Source organism: Blautia sp. aa_0143, assembly GCF_004167315.1.
GTDB classification, from domain to species: Bacteria; Bacillota; Clostridia; order Lachnospirales; family Lachnospiraceae; genus Blautia_A; species Blautia_A fusiformis.
The window spans coordinates 1-17319 of sequence record NZ_RCXU01000045.1 but is presented as its reverse complement, the minus strand read 5'-3'; the positions used below and the strand labels follow the sequence as shown (position 1 = coordinate 17319).

The following is a 17319-nucleotide window of genomic DNA, read 5'->3' as shown; positions in this document are numbered from 1 at the left end:
AAGTCGTGCTCTTCGCGAATTCTTCCTTGTTTTGGTTCAAGGTTACGAACGAGCACCGCGAGTTTCGCAATTACCTAATTTATAACTTATCTAATTTATTTTTATCCCCGGACTGCATCTTCGCAGCCCGGGTCATTATATTCGAATCTCAATATGTATGGATCATTTTGCGCCGCTTCCGCGGAAAACGACCATAACTGTCTTAAACAGGATCTCTATATCCAGCTTCAGACACCATTCGGCAATGTACTTTGTATCAAGCTCTACGACTTCCTCGAAATCCGTAATATCACTTCGACCGCTTACCTGCCACATACCGGTAAGTCCCGGCTTGATGGCCAGACGTTTGCGATGGTGAAGCTCATACTTCTCCCACTCATCCATTGTCGGCGGTCTGGTTCCTACAAGACTCATATCTCCTTTCAGAATATTCCAGAACTGTGGAAATTCATCCAGGGATGTCTTTCGGATAAAATGTCCTACTCCTTTGATGATTCGTGGATCATCATCCATTTTGAACATCATTCCATCTTTTATGTTATTCTGTTTCATCAGTTCTTTTTTGCGTTCTTCTGCATCCATATACATGGAGCGGAATTTATAGATCTTGAACGGACGACCGTTCTTTCCCATGCGGACCTGTGAGAAAAATGCAGGACCCGGAGATTTGATCTTGATGGCCGGAACCAGAAAGATCGCTGCGATTCCTGTAAAAAGACAACCTACCAGACCGCCTGCGATATCCATAGCTCGTTTCACAAACATCTGGCGCGGTGTCACAATGTGGATACTGCTGGAAAGCACAGTGTATCCGCCAAGCTCCTCCACCACCTGGTTCTTGCCAAGAGATTTCATAGTTGCCAGTCTCATATGGATGACAACTCCCATTGCAGAGCAATCCTTGATCATCTGCTCCGGGATCGGGATTTCCTTAGGCACTGCAAAAAATACTTCATCGATCCAGTTCTTATGGATATAGGAGATCATATCCTCACTCCCGGCTACTACCGGTACTCCACAGACGGATGCACCCTTCTTGTCACAATCCATAAAGACGATTCCTGCCAGATGATAGGTTCCGTAATTATTCTTGCGGATGGTTTCCACCACATTGTCTGCATTTTCACTGACTGTAACGATCAGCAGGGATCGCTTCTCGCTTTCTTCGTATCTGTGATCCTTCAGGAATTTCTTCAGTGCCTGTCTGCCGCAGTAGCTGAAGCAGGTATAAAGCACATAGGTGATCAGCAGGATCATTCTGGAATAATTGTTTCCAATTCTTAAAAGAAACATATATGCCAGGACCAGAAGGCAGACCAGTGTACACTGTTCAAAGGTTTTCTTCAGTTCCACCAGCATTCCTCTTCGCAGAACTCCGCTGAAGCTTTCATTAAAAAATGTGACCATCAGCTGGATAAGAAACATCACCACTGCCACATTTCGATACAGCTCTGTCTCGTATGGCTGACCGATCCCGTTTCGGATCCAGTATGCAAGTACAAACGCAAGCTGCAGACACAACATATCGCAAATCGCAAAATCTGCATGTTTTACCCAGCTGCTGTTTTCTTTTTGATACATATTCTTTTCTACGCCTTCCCTCGCTTACATTTTTTGTTGCTTTTATCCCCTCTCCGGTATCTCAGGCACCTAGAGAGGGGATGATATTTATTTCACGACAATGGTAAGTACGGCTCCGTTGGAGCTGTTTCCACTGTTGTCGACTACATAATATGTAAGCTCGTAAGTTCCCGGTGCAGCTGTATTTACATCACCGGTGATCTGGATCCTTTTGAAAAGATCACTGGTTGACTCTGTATCATCCTGGATATCCTTTACATAGCTTAATTTATCCAGCGTAGTTCCTACCGGTACCTCTACGTAATAGGTAGTCAGATACATCTTCGGATCCTGCGGAGAAAGCTGCTCAATCTTGTCTTCCTGTGTCTTCTGCGCCTGTTCCTCCGGAGTCAGTTCTCCTTCTGCGGAATCTCCGCTTTCAGCATCTGTGCTGTCTGCTTCTGTCCCATCCTGCATATCTGTCTCTTCTGCAGGCTCTGTGGTGTCTGTGGAATCTCCATCCTCTGTGAGACCGTCATTATCGATCAGTCCCAGCTGCGGATTTTCGGCACTGCCGTCCTGAGCTTCCATGGTAAATTCTTTTTTTGTTACATTGTTGTTTTTGTCCTTTGCAACAAAGATAACAGAAACCTGTTTTCCGTCATTCTTCGGATATATGGTTTCTACAGTAAGAGACTCTGTAACATCTCCATCTCTGTCATCCTGTGCCTTTACATCCTTCAGAAGATCCTCTTCTGTCATATCGGATGTATAATTCGTATCTTTTCCCTCTTCAAATGTGATCTTCGGTCCTTCATTATCCTCGGAGCTCTTCATGTATACTACACCGGCTCCCATACCAAGGCAGATGACCACTAATAAAAACACAAAAAATTTCTTCATATTTTTGCTGCTCCCGGCCTTTCCCAACACTTTGATCCGTTGTTGTTATTTTTATGCGTGACGTTTCTTTTTCTTTTTGGATTTCTTGCCCATTTTGGAAGAGTATGGGATTGTACCAAGTACGCTTAATCCAAGATATTTCTCTACGTCTTCCGGTGTCTTTACAGTATCGTTTGTCAGATATACGATGATCACAACAGCTGCTGCCAGAAGGATACCCAGAAGTCCGCCGATCACACCGTTTTTCGGTACGCTTGGGCTTGATGGCTCATCCGGGATGTTTGCTGTCTCTACCACATTTACTGCCTTGATATCCATAACCTGCTGGATATGCTTGGAAGCAATATCTCTTACTGCGTTTGCGATCTCTGCCGCTGTATAAGGATCGGTATCTGTAACTGTGATGGATACTACTCGTGTATCCGTTGGTGTATCTACGGAAAGCTTCTTAAGAAGCTCCTCATGTGTCATATCCAGTTTCAGCTGTGCGATCACACCCTCAGTAACTGTACGGCTCTTGATCAGCTCCGCATAGTCCTTGGTCAGTGATGTACTTGTCTGGATATCCTGATTGGTCAGTGTGCTGCTGTCCTGCTTGGACAGTACCACGATCTTGGTTGTGGATTCATACTTCGGTGTGATCAGAAGCATGGTTCCCATAACAGCTGCCAGGCAGAAAACAATACCGGATAAAATGATAACACCCAGCTTGCTCAGTAACAGGTGAAATACCTCACCAAGATCGATCTCTACTTCGTCGTTGTTGTTAACAGTCTGATTTTCCATTTCTTTTCTCCATTACCCTGTGATTTTCCGGGGATTTTTGATAAAGATCTTCTTTACATATTCGCTCCCCATTGTTTTTTCCATTTTGGCGACACATTTGCCGATCTCCGGGATACGCTCCGTCTTACGGTGTCCGTCAGAACCGACAAAATCCAGAAGCCCATGCTTCATGACTTTCCGTGCAAAGGTTTTTGCCCCGAATCCGTCCTGACCGCTGATGGTATCTGCATTGACCTGGATATGTGCTCCCATATCCTTCAGCTCTGTCAAAAATCCAATATCGTTCCGGGTAGCCTTATAACGTTCCACATGAGCGATGATCGGGATAAAACCATTCATCAGAAGACTTCTGACCCGTTCTTCAATATAATTTTTCTCATCTCCGTTGCTGAATTCCACAAGCACATATCTGGAACCTGCAAGGGTAAGCCGCCGTCCCTTCTTAAGGCATTCCACCATATCCATACTGGAATGGAGTTCACAGCCCAGATAAAGTCTCATGCCTTCATCACCAATATTCATGGCTGCTCTACGCAGCTGCATGAACTGTCTTGTCACAATGTTCATATGCGGCTCAAACATATCGTACCGGAAATGTGGTGTCAGGATCACATGACGTACGCCCTCCTGATACTCCTTGTTGAGCATCCAGAGTGATTCTTCCATGTTTCTTGCACCGTCATCCACCCCGGGGAGGATATGACAATGAATATCATAAAGTCCCTTCATTAAAATAACCCACTCATTTCTGTTGTCAATGTTTTTTTATTTACTGCTGCTCTCACCATAATCTCCGTAGGAACCATACTTACCGTACTTGCCGTATTTACCATACTTGCCATAGTGACCGTAATTGCCGGCCTTGCTGTAGTCCACCTTGTTCAGGATGGTTCCCAGGATCGGGCAGTTGCTCTTGGCAAGCTGATCTCTTACTTCCTGTACAAAACGGTAGCTGATGGTACCGGATTCAACGACGATTACAGATCCGTCGCAGGAATCTGCTATGATAGCACTGTCGATGATCAATCCAAGCGGCGGTGTATCTACAATAACGTAATCATAAACATCTCTTACCACGCGGATCATATCCTTGAAGAGTCTGTTTCCGAGAAGCTCTGCCGGGTTCGGAGGTACGATACCGGAGAAGATAATATGGAACTTCGGAAGTGTAGTGGCACAGATCACATCAGAAAGCTTGGCCTGCTTGGAAAGATAATGAGCAAGTCCCATTACCTCCTGGTCTACTGTCACACGTCCCATCAAAACGGATTTACGCAGATCGGCATCGATCAGAAGCACTGATTTGCCGCTCTCAGCAAGAGAGGCAGCAAGATTAAATGCCACACTGCTCTTTCCCTCATTAGGAGTACAGCTGGTAAGTGCGATCACTTTCTTATCTGCTCCGCAGAACTGGATATTTGTTCGCAGAGCTTTATAAGCCTCATCCATCTGGTGATCAGACTTCCAGTTGCTCAGTTTAACTTTAATCATAATTCCTTTTCACCTTTACCTTTATGTTCTATCTGATGACAGTCTTGCCCTTTGGGCATGTCTATAGGTTATTATACAATCCTATTTTCTAATACGCAAGTTCTTTATTCGACAGAAAAGTCGTTAAATATGTACAATTTGCCTAATTTTTATTATTTTTTATTTCCCGTCCCAGAAACAGGATAGATTATTTTTATTCCCTGTGTTAAAATAAACCCACGGCAATGAGTGCAGCGGTTACAGGAGGAGCCCTATTTTTTGCCAACCGTGATTGGCTGCCATAAGGAGGATATAAACATATGACAAAACAGGAATTTCAGAAACTGACCGAAGATCATGTCCTGCTGCTGGATGGTGCTACCGGCTCCAACCTGATGAAGGCCGGCATGCCGCGTGGTGTCTGCACAGAGAGCTGGGTGCTTGAGCACAAGGATGTGATCCAGTCTCTGCAGAAGGCATACATCGAGGCGGGAAGCCATATCATCTATGCGCCTACCTTCGGAGGAAACCGCATTAACCTCACTATGCACGGACTTGAGGATCAGATTGAACAGATCAATCATACCCTGGCCGGCTATTCAAAGGAGATCGCACCGGAGGGTGTTTTCGTAGCAGGTGATATCACCACCACAGGCAAGATGATGGCACCGGCCGGTGACATGACTTACGAAAAAGCCTTCGAAGTCTATCAGGAACAGATCGGCTATCTCCGTGATGCAGGTGTGGACCTGATCGTAGCGGAAACCATGATCAATATCGAGGAGACACTGGCTGCTGTAGACGCCTGCCAGAGTGTCTGCGAGCTTCCTATCATCTGTACCGTGACTGTAGAAGCAGACGGAAGTATCTTCAGCGGCGGAAATGCCATAGAGGCTGCCATGTCCCTGGAAGCTGCAGGTGCAGACGCTGTCGGCATCAACTGCTCGGTTGGCCCGGATCAGCTGGTATCGGTTATCCGCAATATCAAGGAGAACGTTTCCATTCCGGTCATTGCCAAACCCAATGCGGGAATGCCCCAGATCGATGATCTTGGAAATGCAGTTTACAGCATGACCCCTGCGGATTTTGCAGGTTATATGAAGGTGCTGGTGGACAACGGTGCTTCCGTGATCGGCGGATGCTGTGGTACCACACCGGAGTTTATTTCGGAAACCGCCCAGGTGCTTGGACTTCGATAACTTTAACCGGAACAGATATGCTTCCACGCACTGCTTCAATTGAGAACAGCAATAAGCCGTGAGTGAAAGATTCCGTCAAAAAAATCCTGAGGATCCTATGTGAGATATCAACAGATATCAACATAGAAATTCTCAGGATTTTTATTTTTCCGGATATTATTTCTCTTTTACTGCTTCTTCCGGCCGGTTTGCCTCATCCGCATAGGAGCTGCGGATCGCTTTTCGCACTGGAAGTACACAGGCAGGAACAACGGAAAGGCCGTCCACTCCCATCTGGATAAAAGCTTCTGTAAGATTGGAATCTGCTGCCAGCTCTCCGCATATGTAAACTTCACATCCTGACTTATGTCCTGCCTCTGTTACCATGCGGATCATCTTTACAAGCGCTGGATGATGATCGTTGTATTTATCCTTCAAAAGAAGATTCTGCCGGTCCATAGCCAGGGTATACTGGGTCAGGTCATTGGTTCCTAGGCTCAGAAAATCCACACGTTTTCCAAGTTCTTCACTGATCATGACCGCTGCCGGTGTCTCGATCATAATTCCGGTACGGATGTTTTTGTAAGGAATGTTCTTCTCATCCAGGCCCTTTTTTACCTCACGGATCAGCTTCTCGATCTCATCCAGTTCATCCTCGGACGTGATCATCGGATACATCAGGTTGATATTTCCATAGGCACTTGCACGGTAAATAGCCCGAAGCTGCGCTTTGAACATTTTTTTGCGATCAAGGCAGAGGCGGATGCCGCGGTTTCCCATCATAGGATTGACCTCATCAGGAATTGCCATATATTCTGCCTGACGGTCTGCCCCCAGGTCCACGGTACGGATCACTGCCGGACGTTCATCCATATCCTCGGCTACTTTTTTATAGGCACGGAACAGCTCATTCTCTCTTGGATAATTCTCTCTTCCGAGATACTGGAATTCACTTCGAAGAAGGCCGATACCTGCTGCTCCGTAATAAAGAACCGTATTCAGATCATCCAGATTTCCGATGTTTGCCAGAAGCTTGATCTCCTTGCCATCGGCTGTGATATCCTTCTGGTTCCGAAGTCTCAAAAGTTCTTCCCGCTCTTCCTTATCTGCTGCATGACGGATCTCATATTCCTTAAGAAGCTCCGGCTCCGGATCGATATACAGTGTTCCTGTATACCCATCTACAATAGCCATATGGCCATCCCATTCTTTCTGTATCTCCACCTCGACCAGGGTGGGGACTTCCATGGATTTTGCCATGATCGATACATGGGAAATAACAGACCCCTGATGCATGACTACCGCCAGAAGACTGGCTTTGTTCATCTCCAGAAGTTCATTGGGGGAAAGCTGCTCTGCTGCAAGGATCACCGGCTCATCTCCCAGATTGATCCGTGCATGGGAGCCACCCATGGCGCCGATCAGCAGCTCGGAAATCTCCCTGATATTTTCGATCTGTTCTTTGACAGCCTCGTCCTCCAGCTTGCGGAACACATTTGCAAGCTCATCCCTGGTTGTCTGGACTGCGTAAGCTGCACTGACCTTTTCTGTCGTGATCATGCTTTCCACGGCCCGCTGGAAGCTTCCGCCACTTAAGAGCTTCAGCTGACGTTTCAAGGTCAGCTCCTGCTCTTTGGGGAGGGGTGCTCCGTTTTTATACATATGCTGGATCTGGTTCTTTACCGCTGTTCTTGCATTATCCAGACGATCCAGCTCCTTTTTTACATTGTCTACCATGGACTGACGGATCTGATATTCGCCTCTGTGGTAATACAGTATTTTTCCAATGGCTATTCCGGAAAAAGCGGATGTGCCTTTGTATATCTCCACCTGAAAAACCCCCTTACTGGTCCGTCTGCTTAATCGCAGGCAGCTTTAAACTCTGTCCAGATCTTATTGTATTCCTGCTCTGCTTCCTGGCTTACATTCTGTACGATCTCACCCTTTGTCACGCTGTCCGGAACAACCAGGCTCTCGTCTACCAGATCATCTGCTGCCTTGTTTGTATTGTAGTATCCGATATAGTTGATGCACTGTGCAGATACTTCCGGCTCCAGGATATAATTGATAAATTCATTGGCAGCCTTCGCATTCGGTGCTTCACTTGGCACAAACATTCCCATAATACCAAATCCAAGACCTTCCTCCGGATAAACCACCTTAAGATCCGGATTATCCTTCAGCGCCTGTGTTACCTGTGATGTATAAAGAAATGCCACACTTGCCTCTCCGTTGAGAAGGGCATTCTGTGTATTGTCATCCTGGATCATACGAATGTTCGGTGCCAGCTCTTTCAGCTTCTCACCTGTCTTGTCGATCACGGCTACATCTTCTTCGTTCATGCTCTCTCCCATGGAAAGCTGTGTGATGCCACAGATCACGCGGTAATTACCTACGATGGCAATGCTGTCCTCCAGAGACTTATCCCAGAGATCCTTGTATCCTTTAATGTCGATATCTACCTGCTCCGGATCATAAACGATCAGTGGGATTCCTGCTCCGTAAGGTACTGTATATTCGTCATCCGGATCATAAAACTGTCCCTGATAAAGGGGGTTGATGTTCTTAAAATTGGAAACGGTATCCTTGTCGATCTTCTGGACAAGTCCCTCTTTTACCGCGCTGTCGATAATGTAATCATCTGCAATTACCACATCGTAATCGCCGCCCTTTGCCTGGGAAAGCTTCTCAAGCATGGTCTCATCGGTATCAAAATTGGAATATACCACCTTGGTCCCTGTTTCTTTTTCAAAATCATCCAGCACTTCCTGCGGAAACATTCCGTCCCATGTATAAAGTACCAGTTCATCCTTATCCTTTGCACTGACACTGACACCTGTTATCATAGATGTTCCAAGTACCGCACATAACATGATCGCTGCTGCTTTTTTTGATTTCATAGAACCTCCTTCATGTCTCTCTCTGACGTCTTGTTATTTTGCTTTTACCTTTGTCCAAAGCTCTGCGAATTTCTGCTTGATCTTTGGCTTCTGGTATCCGAAGATCTCATTCTTTGGATTGTCGATCTGCGGAATATAGGAAGAAATTCCCTCATAAGTTCCGTTCTTCATCTCCTCGAATGCACTCTTTACAGTAGAAGTATATCCTACTTCTTCGGTATTGGAAAGAGCATTTTCATCATCCAGCATAAAATTGATGAACTCATGAGCCAGATCTACTTCATTACAGTCTTTGGTGATGACCATGGCATCATACCAGGTATTGGTTCCCTGCTGCGGGGTATAATAGCCAAGCTCCGGATTTTCGCTGATAATATAGGAAGCATCTCCGGAATAAACAACCGCCATTGCCTTGTTTCCTGAGATCATGTTGTCGATCACATCATCACCTGCATAGATCGGATCCATGGTATCTCTCTGCCGGATCAGCCACTCATAAGCCTGCTGGATCTCATCAAGATTTTTTGTGTTCATGGAATACCCCAGCGCTTTCAGGGCGATCATAAAGGAATCCCTTTCGGAATCATACATATAAAGATCTCCCTTATATTTTTCATCGCAGAGAATATTCCAGCCCTCTTTGTCAAGATCCTCCTGAGAGACTACATTCTTATTATAAAGGATGCCTACAGTTCCCCAGAAATACGGACAGGAATAACGATTTCCCGGATCATAGTCCTTATTCTGTACCTCGGGAAGAAGATTTTTGCTGTTTGGAATTTTTTTCCAGTCAAGGGCCTGAAGATATTCCTCCTTGATCAGTCTTTCGATCATATAATCTGACGGAACCAGAACATCGTAGGTTTCACCACTGGCCAGCTTGGTGTACATCATCTCATTGGACTCGAAGGTTTCATATACAACAGTACAGTTATACTGCTTCTCAAATTTGTCCAGAAGGCTCAGGTCCATATATTCTCCGGCATTATATACACGAAGCACGTGGTTACCCTGGCTTACGAGCGTCCACTTTCCCAATACCAGAACAACCGCAGCAGCTGTGATAACCGCAACGATCCTTCTTTTTTTCGGATCCATTTTTTTCACGGTGGAGGCCTGAAGCTTCGGCATGATCAGATTTGCAAAAAGAAGCACCAGCACAATGACCACGATCACAATAGTAGAAAGGGCGTTGATGGTGGGATTGATGCGCTTTGTCATATTATATACAACAATGGATATATTTTTTACTCCGTTTCCGGAAACAAAGTAGGAAATTACGAAATCGTCAAAGGACATGGTAAAGGCCAGGAGCGCTCCCGCAAAAATCCCTTCTTTGATCATGGGCACGATAACCTTGGTAAGTGCCTGATATGGCGTTGCACCAAGATCCATGGCTGCATTGGCAAGGTTCGGATCCAGGCTTCGTACCTTCGGATATACACTGGTGATCACATAGGGCGTACAGAATGCGATATGTGCCAGCAGCATGGTCAGATAGCCTTTCGTCATTCCCAGCGAAGAAAACAGCAGCATCAGACCAATCGCGGTTACGATCTCCGGATTCAGAATTGGAAAGTTATTAATGGTAAGGACCATCTCCTTCAGCACCTTTCTGGATTTTGAAAGTCCGATGGCTGTGATGGTTCCCAGCACTGTGGAAATAACAGTTGCCAGAATTGCCACTGTGACCGAAACATAAACTGCCTTACTGATCTCCATGTTGTTTATCAGCTCTCCGTACCAGCGCAGGGAAAATCCTGTAAATCTGGTCAGGGACTTGGATGAGTTAAAGGAAAAGATCATGGTCACAAGGATCGGCAGGTAGAAAAATGCCAGACACAGCACTACATATAATTTTGAAAATATGGTATTTTTTCTTTTCATCTCCTGCCTCCTTTAATCGTCCTGGGTATCCATCTTCTTCATCAGGCTCATAAAGATCAGGATGATCACTGCCAGGATCAGAGAGATGGCACTTCCGAAGTTCCAGTCACCTACAGAAATAAACTGTGACTCGATGAGATTACCGATCAGCATGTACTGGCCGCCGCCGAGAAGCTTCGGAATAACGAAGGTTGATATGGACAGAAGAAATACCATCATGATACCATTGACCACACCTGGCATGGAAAGCTTCCAGGTGATCCTCCAGAAGGTCTGGAAGGGATTGGCACCAAGGTCGTTGGCCGCTTCGATCAGTGACTTGTCCATTTTACTTAAGGATGTATGGATTGGAATGATCATAAAGGGCATAAAGTTACAAACAAGGCCCACGATAACGGAAAAATCTGTATACATCATGGTGATCTGTGAGATTCCCAGCATTTTCAGAAGGTTGTTCACCAGACCATTGTCAGAAAGAATGTTCATCCATGCATAGGTACGGAGAAGCATGTTGATCCACATAGGAATGGTGACCATAAGGATCAGAAAGCTCTGCACCTTTTCGGAATATTTGGAGATAATGTATGCCAGCGGATATCCGCAGACCAGGCAGATCAGTGTGGTCAGGATACCCAGGCGGAAGGATTTCAGGATAACACTTAAATATGTAGCTTCCAGAAATTTTGCAAAATTCGCCCATGTAAAATGCAGGGTCAGAACTTCATTTCCATCTGAGGTAAATGCATAAAGCACGATCAGGATCAATGGTACCACGATCAGGATCGAAGCCCAGATGATATACGGCTTGATCAGATGCTTGAACTGTTTCATTAGTATCCTCCCATTCTGCACATAACATGGATATCCTCAGGACCAAACTTCAGTCCCACTTCACGTCCCACTTCTGCATAATCGGTAGTGTGCACCATGTATGTGCGAAGCTCCGTCTCGACCAGAATCTCATAATGCACGCCCTTGAACGTAATGTTCCGTACCGTTCCTCTGATCTTGGCCTGATCCGGTTCCACAATATCCAGATCCTCCGGGCGGAGAACAACCTCAATGGCTTCGTTGTCCTCAAATCCCTTGTCTACACATTCAAAACGGAAGCCATCAAACTCCACAAGGAAATCCCTGATCATTATTCCTTCTATAATATTGGACTCTCCGATAAAGCCGGCAACAAAACGGTTCTCCGGCTCATTATAGATATCTGTCGGGCTGCCGATCTGCTGGATCTCACCGTTGTTCATGACTACTACCGTATCAGACATGGAAAGTGCCTCCTCCTGGTCATGAGTAACATAGATAAAGGTGATCCCTACCTCTCTCTGGATCTTTTTCAGCTCGATCTGCATCTGCTTACGGATCTTAGCATCCAGTGCGCCGAGTGGCTCATCCAGCAGAAGAACCTTCGGCTCATTGACAAGAGCTCTGGCAATGGCAACTCGCTGCTGCTGTCCACCGGAAAGAAGTGTAACATCTCTTTTTTCGAAGCCTTCCAGCCCTACCATTTTCAGCATTCTTTTTACCTTCTGCTCAATAACAGATTTATCTACCTTTTTCAGATTCAGGCCGAAACCGATATTGTCCATAACATTGAGATGCGGAAACAATGCATATTTCTGGAATACCGTGTTGATCTCTCTTTTATATGGAGGCAGCTTGGAGATCTCAATTCCGTTAAACAGTACCTCTCCGCCGCTTGGCTCCTCAAAGCCGGCAATGATCCTTAAGGTTGTTGTCTTTCCACAGCCGCTGGGTCCCAGAAGCGTAAGGAATTCGTTTTCGTGAATGTCCAGATTAATGCCCCGGAGCACCTGCTGGTCATCAAAGTTTTTTGTGAGATTTTTTAACTCGATCAGTTTATTGCTCATCTTTTATATTCCCCTTCCCGCGTTTTCCTGCGATCAGATATACTGCCAGTACCAGAAGGATCACTCCCAGCATTATGGTACAAAGTGCATTGATCTCCGGCGTAACGCCTGTTTTCATCTGTGTGTAAACCTTTATCGGCAGCGTGGATACACGTGGCCCGGTTACAAAAATGCTGATCACCACATCGTCCATGGACATGGCAAAGGCCAGCAGAGAGCCGGATATAACAGCCGGCATGATCAGCGGCAGGGTAATGTCCCAGAAGGCCCGAAAGGAACCGGCACCAAGATCTCTGGCTGCCTCTTCCAGGGACGGATCCATTCCCACAAGCCTTGCTTTTACCTCCATCAAAATATAGGGCACGCAGAAAACCGTGTGTCCGATCAGAAGTGTCAGCATTCCAAATGGCAGGTTCAGCATATAGAAAAATGCCATCAGTACCATTCCCAGAATAATCTCCGGGATCATCAGAGGCAGAATGGAAATATACTCCATCACCCCTTTTGTTTTCCAGTGGATCCTGGAAAGTCCTACAGCCCCCAGTGTTCCGATCACTGCAGATACCCCACAGCTGGACACCGCCAGAATCAGACTGTTTTTCAATGCCTGGATCAGATCCCTGTCCTGAAACAGTTCCTGATACCATTTCAGGGAAAAACCGGTAAAGCGCACCGGAAGTCTTGCTTCATTAAACGAAAATACCACTACCACACCAATGGGCAGATACATAAGGAAAAACAGGATCCCCAGGTACAGTCCTGAAAGCTTTGAGTTCTTTTTCATCCGATTCCCTCCAGTTCCTTCACATTGGTAAGCTTCCGATATAATACGATCATCAGAGTTGTCAGTATCATCAGTACCACAGCCAGTGCTGCGGCAAAGGGCCAGTTATTGCCTCTTGTCATCTGTTCCTGGATCAGACTTCCCACAAGTACGATCTTGTTTCCGCCCAGGATATCCGCAATAAAAAACAGACCCATAGACGGAATAAAGGTAAGTATCACTCCGGAAAGAAGTCCCGGCAAAGTCAGCTTAAAGGTGACGCTCCAGAAAGCCTTCCATCTGCTGGCTCCAAGGTCTCTGGCAGCTTCCACAAGGGACCAGTCCAGCTTTTCCGCACTGGAATATACGGACAGTGCCATAAACGGCAGCAATACATAGATCATACCGATCACGATCGCCGGATAGCTGTACAGGATTTTTAAGGGCTCCTGGATGATGCCAAGCTTCATCAGCAGATAATTCAGAAGGCCCTTTTTCTGGAGAATGATGATCCAGCCATAAAGACGGATCAGGGAATTCACCCAGAAAGGCAGCATCAGGAAAAGCATGGCCAGCTTCTTTTTGCCCTCGGAAAGCTTTGCCATAAAGTATCCGAAGGGGTAGCCCACCAGACAGATGATCAAAGTGCTGGTGAGCGCAAGGCGGAAGGATCCCGTAAAGGTCTGCAGGTATACAGGCTCCAGGATCTGCTTGTAATTATCCAGAGTAAATTTCCAATTCACACCGTAGCCGCCGTCTGCTGTGGAAAAGCTCAGTGCAACTACATACAGAAGAGGCAGTGCGACGAAGATCAGTGTAAAAAGATACAGCGGCAGGATCATCCATACGGAGCCTGCTCTGTGCTTACGCATGGGTACCTCCTGCACAGGGACCTGACTGATCCGGCAATACTTCTTCTGATCTTTCTTCCCGATCTACCAGCACTGCATCTGTAGGAAGAAAACAGCAGCGCACCTTTTCTCCTACACTGACATTTGTATCAATGCCGTAACGGCTTGCCACGATTTCCTGACCTTCCGAAGTTTTCAAAACAACACGGAGCTGGCCGCCGGCGAAGGTTTTTTCAATGACTTCGGCGGTTAAGCCATCGCAGCTGTCCTCTGTGTGTTTTTCTGCGGGCTCCTGTACACTCTTTTGTGTGTTTTCTGATGTGCAATTCGGCGTGCTTTGTTGTGCATTTTTTTTATTTTCCTCAAACCGGATATTTTCGCTTCTTACTGCGATGGTAACCTTTTCTCCTTTTTGCGGAAAAAATCCTCTGTCAGATGTAGCTGCGGTGTCCATTGATACTTTTACTTTTCCGGCATCAGTTCTTACGGTGATCTGAACGGAAGTACCGTCAATCTCCTCTTCCGCAATGCTTTCCACAATACCGGTCAGGATATTGGCATTTCCAACAAAGGTTGCCACATAGCTGGTCTTCGGATGATTATAGATCTCATCCGGCGTCCCGATCTGCTCAAAGCGACCGTGGTTCATCACAGCGATCGTATCAGACATGTTGATGGCTTCTTCCTGATCGTGAGTGATATAGATAAAGGTGATCCCCAGCTTCTTCTGCAGGCGCTTCAGCTCGTGCTGCATGGCACGCCTCAGCTGCAGATCCAGTGCACCAAGGGGTTCGTCCAGAAGAAGTACCTCCGGATTGTTCACAAGTGCTCTGGCTATGGCCACACGCTGGCGCTGACCGCCGGAAAGCTCTGACGGCTTACGCCTCTCAAAGCCCGGAAGCTGAACAAGCTCCAGCATTTCTTTGACTCTTCTGCTGATCTCTGCTTTCGATGTTTTTTTCAATTTCAGCCCATATCCAATGTTATCTGCTACATTCATATGGGGAAAAAGTGCATAATTCTGGAACACTGTGTTCACATTGCGCTGATTCGGTTCCAAGGATGTCACATCCTTTCCATCTAGAAAAACCTGGCCGGAATCTGGCTGTTCCAGGCCTGCAATGATCCGCAGTGTGGTGGTTTTTCCACAGCCGGAAGACCCCAGCAGAGTGACAAATTCTCCTTTTTTTGCTGTAAGACAGATGCTTTCCAGGACGTCCTCACCTTCCTGGAAGCTCTTTTTTATGTTTTTCAGTTCTAATGAAATTTCGGACATTTAGTTCTCCTTCTGTTTGCTATGATATCCGCACCCTGCATGGGACTTTCCTGATATAAGATTGCTTATTGTACTCTCGCAGGGGATTCTCCTGATCCAAGATTGCTTATTATACCCCACGTGGGACTTTCCTGATTCAAGATTGCTTATTGTACCCCATGGGATTTCCTGATTCAAGATTGCTTATTGTACCCTCATAGGACTTCTCTGATTCGGTTAACTACTCATTTTCATGAAAATTATCTCGTATATACTGACAATAAGTTTCTTTATTAAATACAGGTTTAAATTCCCGACAGATTTTTTTTGCTTCTTTTGCCTGATCACAAAGAAGACGATACGTAGTCAGTGCCAGAAGCTTGGCCGGTTTGATATATGCCAGTTCTTCATCCATGATCTTAAAATCTGCTCCGTGAAGTTTTCCCGCAAATCCTCCAAATGTAAAATTCAGCACTGGAAACAGATGGGTCAGGTCTCCTACGTCGGTACAGGCGTTGTTAAAATCTGCCGGCTTTGAACATCGGTATGAAGCATCCAGAAGCTTTACGGATTCTTCCATCACTTTATCCGCACCTCTGTGCAGGATCGGCATATATCCCTGAAGCGGTTCTCTTTCGATCGTACCACCGAATGCATAGGCAGCTCCGTCATAGGCACGGTCCATTTTTTCCTGTGTTGCCCGGATCGCATCCAGAGACGCTGCACGGACTTTTGTTTCGATCACCGCTTCGTCTGGAACTGCATTGATCACATCTCCGGCTTTTCGGATCACGTTGTGAAGACGCACATGGTCTTCCTCCCGGAACGTTTCCCGCATCAGTCCCATCATCTGAATGGCACTGGAAGTAATACTTAATGCATTGACACCATCCCATGGATCAATGGCTGCATGAGCGGCTTTTCCTCTTACTGTCACTCGTTCTGCGGAAAATCCATTGCAAGCCGCATTCCCCAGGTAAAAATCTTCTTCTACCGGCATCATGTGCACATGTGTGGTCAAAATAATGTCTGAATGATCAAATTCTCCAAGCCGGATCAGCTCGCTTTTTCCGGATGCCGGGAAGCCGATTCCCTCTTTCCGAAGCCGTGCACGTTTATCTGCATCAATGTATTCTTCCGCCGGAACGGCAAAAAAAGATACGGACCCAGACAGAGAGGCTTGAACCTCCTCATTGGTCAGTGCCAATGCTGCGCCGATCATGGCTGCAATCTGTGCGTGGTGTCCGCATGCATGTGCTGTCCCGTTAACGGGATCAGCCATCGGATGCGACTTACATCCGATGGCGTCAAGTTCTCCGATAATCGTAATGTTCGGTCCGTCCTGTTCCATCCACTCAGCGCGAACCCCTGTGCGTGCAAGTCCCCCATGTACACGGAGTCCAAGGCCACGCAAAAAAGCCGCTACGTGTGCGGCTGTTCTCTCCTCATAAAACCCTGGTTCCGGATGACTCTGGATATCCTTCGCAAAGGCTATGATCTCATCTCTGTGTTCATCTATAGTCTGAATGATCTTTTCTTCAATATGATTCATGTCTTATAACCTCCATTTTCCGCAGGTTAAGCTATATGATATCATAAAACAGTTGATTTGGAAATAGATATTTTTTGGAGATATTTTCATCACCAAAAACAACTAATCTGTCACATTCCAGTTTTTGTTTTAGCTGCAAAGCAGCCTGCGCTTTGGATGCTTTTTGCGGCATGATCTCCAGCCACTGCTCTCCTGTGTAGATGTCCTTCTGATAAACAACATGATATTTATTTTTATATTTATGTTGACACTCCCCACAGCTAAAGCAGGGGGATTCTTGCTTCTCCCACTACTGCATTGGCAAACACCTTACGGTACTGCAATGTCTTACACAGTG

General features: G+C 46.2%; 15 protein-coding genes. 1 reads left to right on the top strand and 14 read right to left on the bottom strand.

The features are described 5' to 3' along the window. Window positions 1-162 precede the first annotated feature (162 nt). The 5 genes from EAI83_RS16020 to EAI83_RS16000 all read right to left on the bottom strand — a co-directional run bounded on the left by EAI83_RS16020 (window position 163) and on the right by EAI83_RS16000 (window position 4740). Window positions 163-1581 carry a sugar transferase gene (locus EAI83_RS16020; protein WP_129976130.1) on the bottom strand — a complete coding sequence of 473 codons (1419 nt, stop codon included), beginning with the start codon at window positions 1579-1581 and terminating at the stop codon, window positions 163-165. Between the two features lie 87 nt (window positions 1582-1668). Continuing rightward, complete coding sequence (locus tag EAI83_RS16015) at window positions 1669-2463, bottom strand: immunoglobulin-like domain-containing protein (protein ID WP_022426287.1); 795 nt, start codon at window positions 2461-2463, stop codon at window positions 1669-1671. 51 nt (window positions 2464-2514) lie between these two features. Beyond that, the gene (locus tag EAI83_RS16010; protein WP_129976128.1) at window positions 2515-3249 is read right to left on the bottom strand and encodes a YveK family protein; all 735 of its coding nucleotides are present in this window, start codon (window positions 3247-3249) and stop codon (window positions 2515-2517) included. A gap of 12 nt (window positions 3250-3261) precedes the next feature. Next, entirely contained in the window at window positions 3262-3978 is a 717-nt protein-coding gene (locus EAI83_RS16005; RefSeq protein WP_015525687.1) for a CpsB/CapC family capsule biosynthesis tyrosine phosphatase, read from the bottom strand. A 36-nt stretch (window positions 3979-4014) separates the two neighbouring features. Further along, window positions 4015-4740: a polysaccharide biosynthesis tyrosine autokinase gene (locus tag EAI83_RS16000; RefSeq protein WP_015525686.1), complete on the bottom strand. Its 726-nt coding sequence runs from the start codon at window positions 4738-4740 to the stop codon at window positions 4015-4017. Between the two features lie 299 nt (window positions 4741-5039). Between EAI83_RS16000 and EAI83_RS15995 the strand changes: the two genes are divergently transcribed. Beyond that, entirely contained in the window at window positions 5040-5918 is an 879-nt protein-coding gene (locus tag EAI83_RS15995) for a homocysteine S-methyltransferase family protein (protein ID WP_022426289.1), read from the top strand. Window positions 5919-6074: 156 nt separating this feature from the next. Here EAI83_RS15995 and ptsP read toward each other — a convergent pair whose 3' ends face one another. From ptsP to EAI83_RS15950, 9 genes are all read right to left on the bottom strand, one after another. After that, window positions 6075-7727: a phosphoenolpyruvate--protein phosphotransferase gene (ptsP, locus tag EAI83_RS15990; RefSeq protein WP_022426290.1), complete on the bottom strand. Its 1653-nt coding sequence runs from the start codon at window positions 7725-7727 to the stop codon at window positions 6075-6077. Window positions 7728-7756: 29 nt separating this feature from the next. After that, entirely contained in the window at window positions 7757-8797 is a 1041-nt protein-coding gene (locus tag EAI83_RS15985) for a polyamine ABC transporter substrate-binding protein (RefSeq protein WP_015525684.1), read from the bottom strand. Window positions 8798-8830: 33 nt separating this feature from the next. Then, window positions 8831-10684, bottom strand: coding sequence for an extracellular solute-binding protein (locus tag EAI83_RS15980; RefSeq protein ID WP_059086331.1), 1854 nt, complete (start codon window positions 10682-10684; stop codon window positions 8831-8833). Window positions 10685-10696: 12 nt separating this feature from the next. Next, window positions 10697-11515 (bottom strand): ABC transporter permease, encoded by an 819-nt coding sequence (locus EAI83_RS15975; RefSeq protein WP_118752474.1) that lies wholly within the window; start codon window positions 11513-11515, stop codon window positions 10697-10699. Further along, window positions 11515-12561, bottom strand: coding sequence for a spermidine/putrescine ABC transporter ATP-binding protein (gene potA / locus EAI83_RS15970; protein WP_129976125.1), 1047 nt, complete (start codon window positions 12559-12561; stop codon window positions 11515-11517). Before potA ends, EAI83_RS15975 begins: the two co-directional genes overlap by 1 nt. Beyond that, window positions 12551-13345, bottom strand: coding sequence for an ABC transporter permease (locus EAI83_RS15965; RefSeq protein WP_022426292.1), 795 nt, complete (start codon window positions 13343-13345; stop codon window positions 12551-12553). Before EAI83_RS15965 ends, potA begins: the two co-directional genes overlap by 11 nt. Next, window positions 13342-14196: an ABC transporter permease gene (locus EAI83_RS15960; protein WP_015525679.1), complete on the bottom strand. Its 855-nt coding sequence runs from the start codon at window positions 14194-14196 to the stop codon at window positions 13342-13344. Before EAI83_RS15960 ends, EAI83_RS15965 begins: the two co-directional genes overlap by 4 nt. Then, complete coding sequence (locus EAI83_RS15955; RefSeq protein ID WP_129976123.1) at window positions 14189-15451, bottom strand: ABC transporter ATP-binding protein; 1263 nt, start codon at window positions 15449-15451, stop codon at window positions 14189-14191. The genes EAI83_RS15960 and EAI83_RS15955 overlap by 8 nt, the downstream gene beginning before the upstream one ends. A 220-nt stretch (window positions 15452-15671) precedes the next feature. Then, window positions 15672-16982, bottom strand: coding sequence for an amidohydrolase (locus EAI83_RS15950; protein ID WP_021651058.1), 1311 nt, complete (start codon window positions 16980-16982; stop codon window positions 15672-15674). Window positions 16983-17319: the final 337 nt, after the last annotated feature.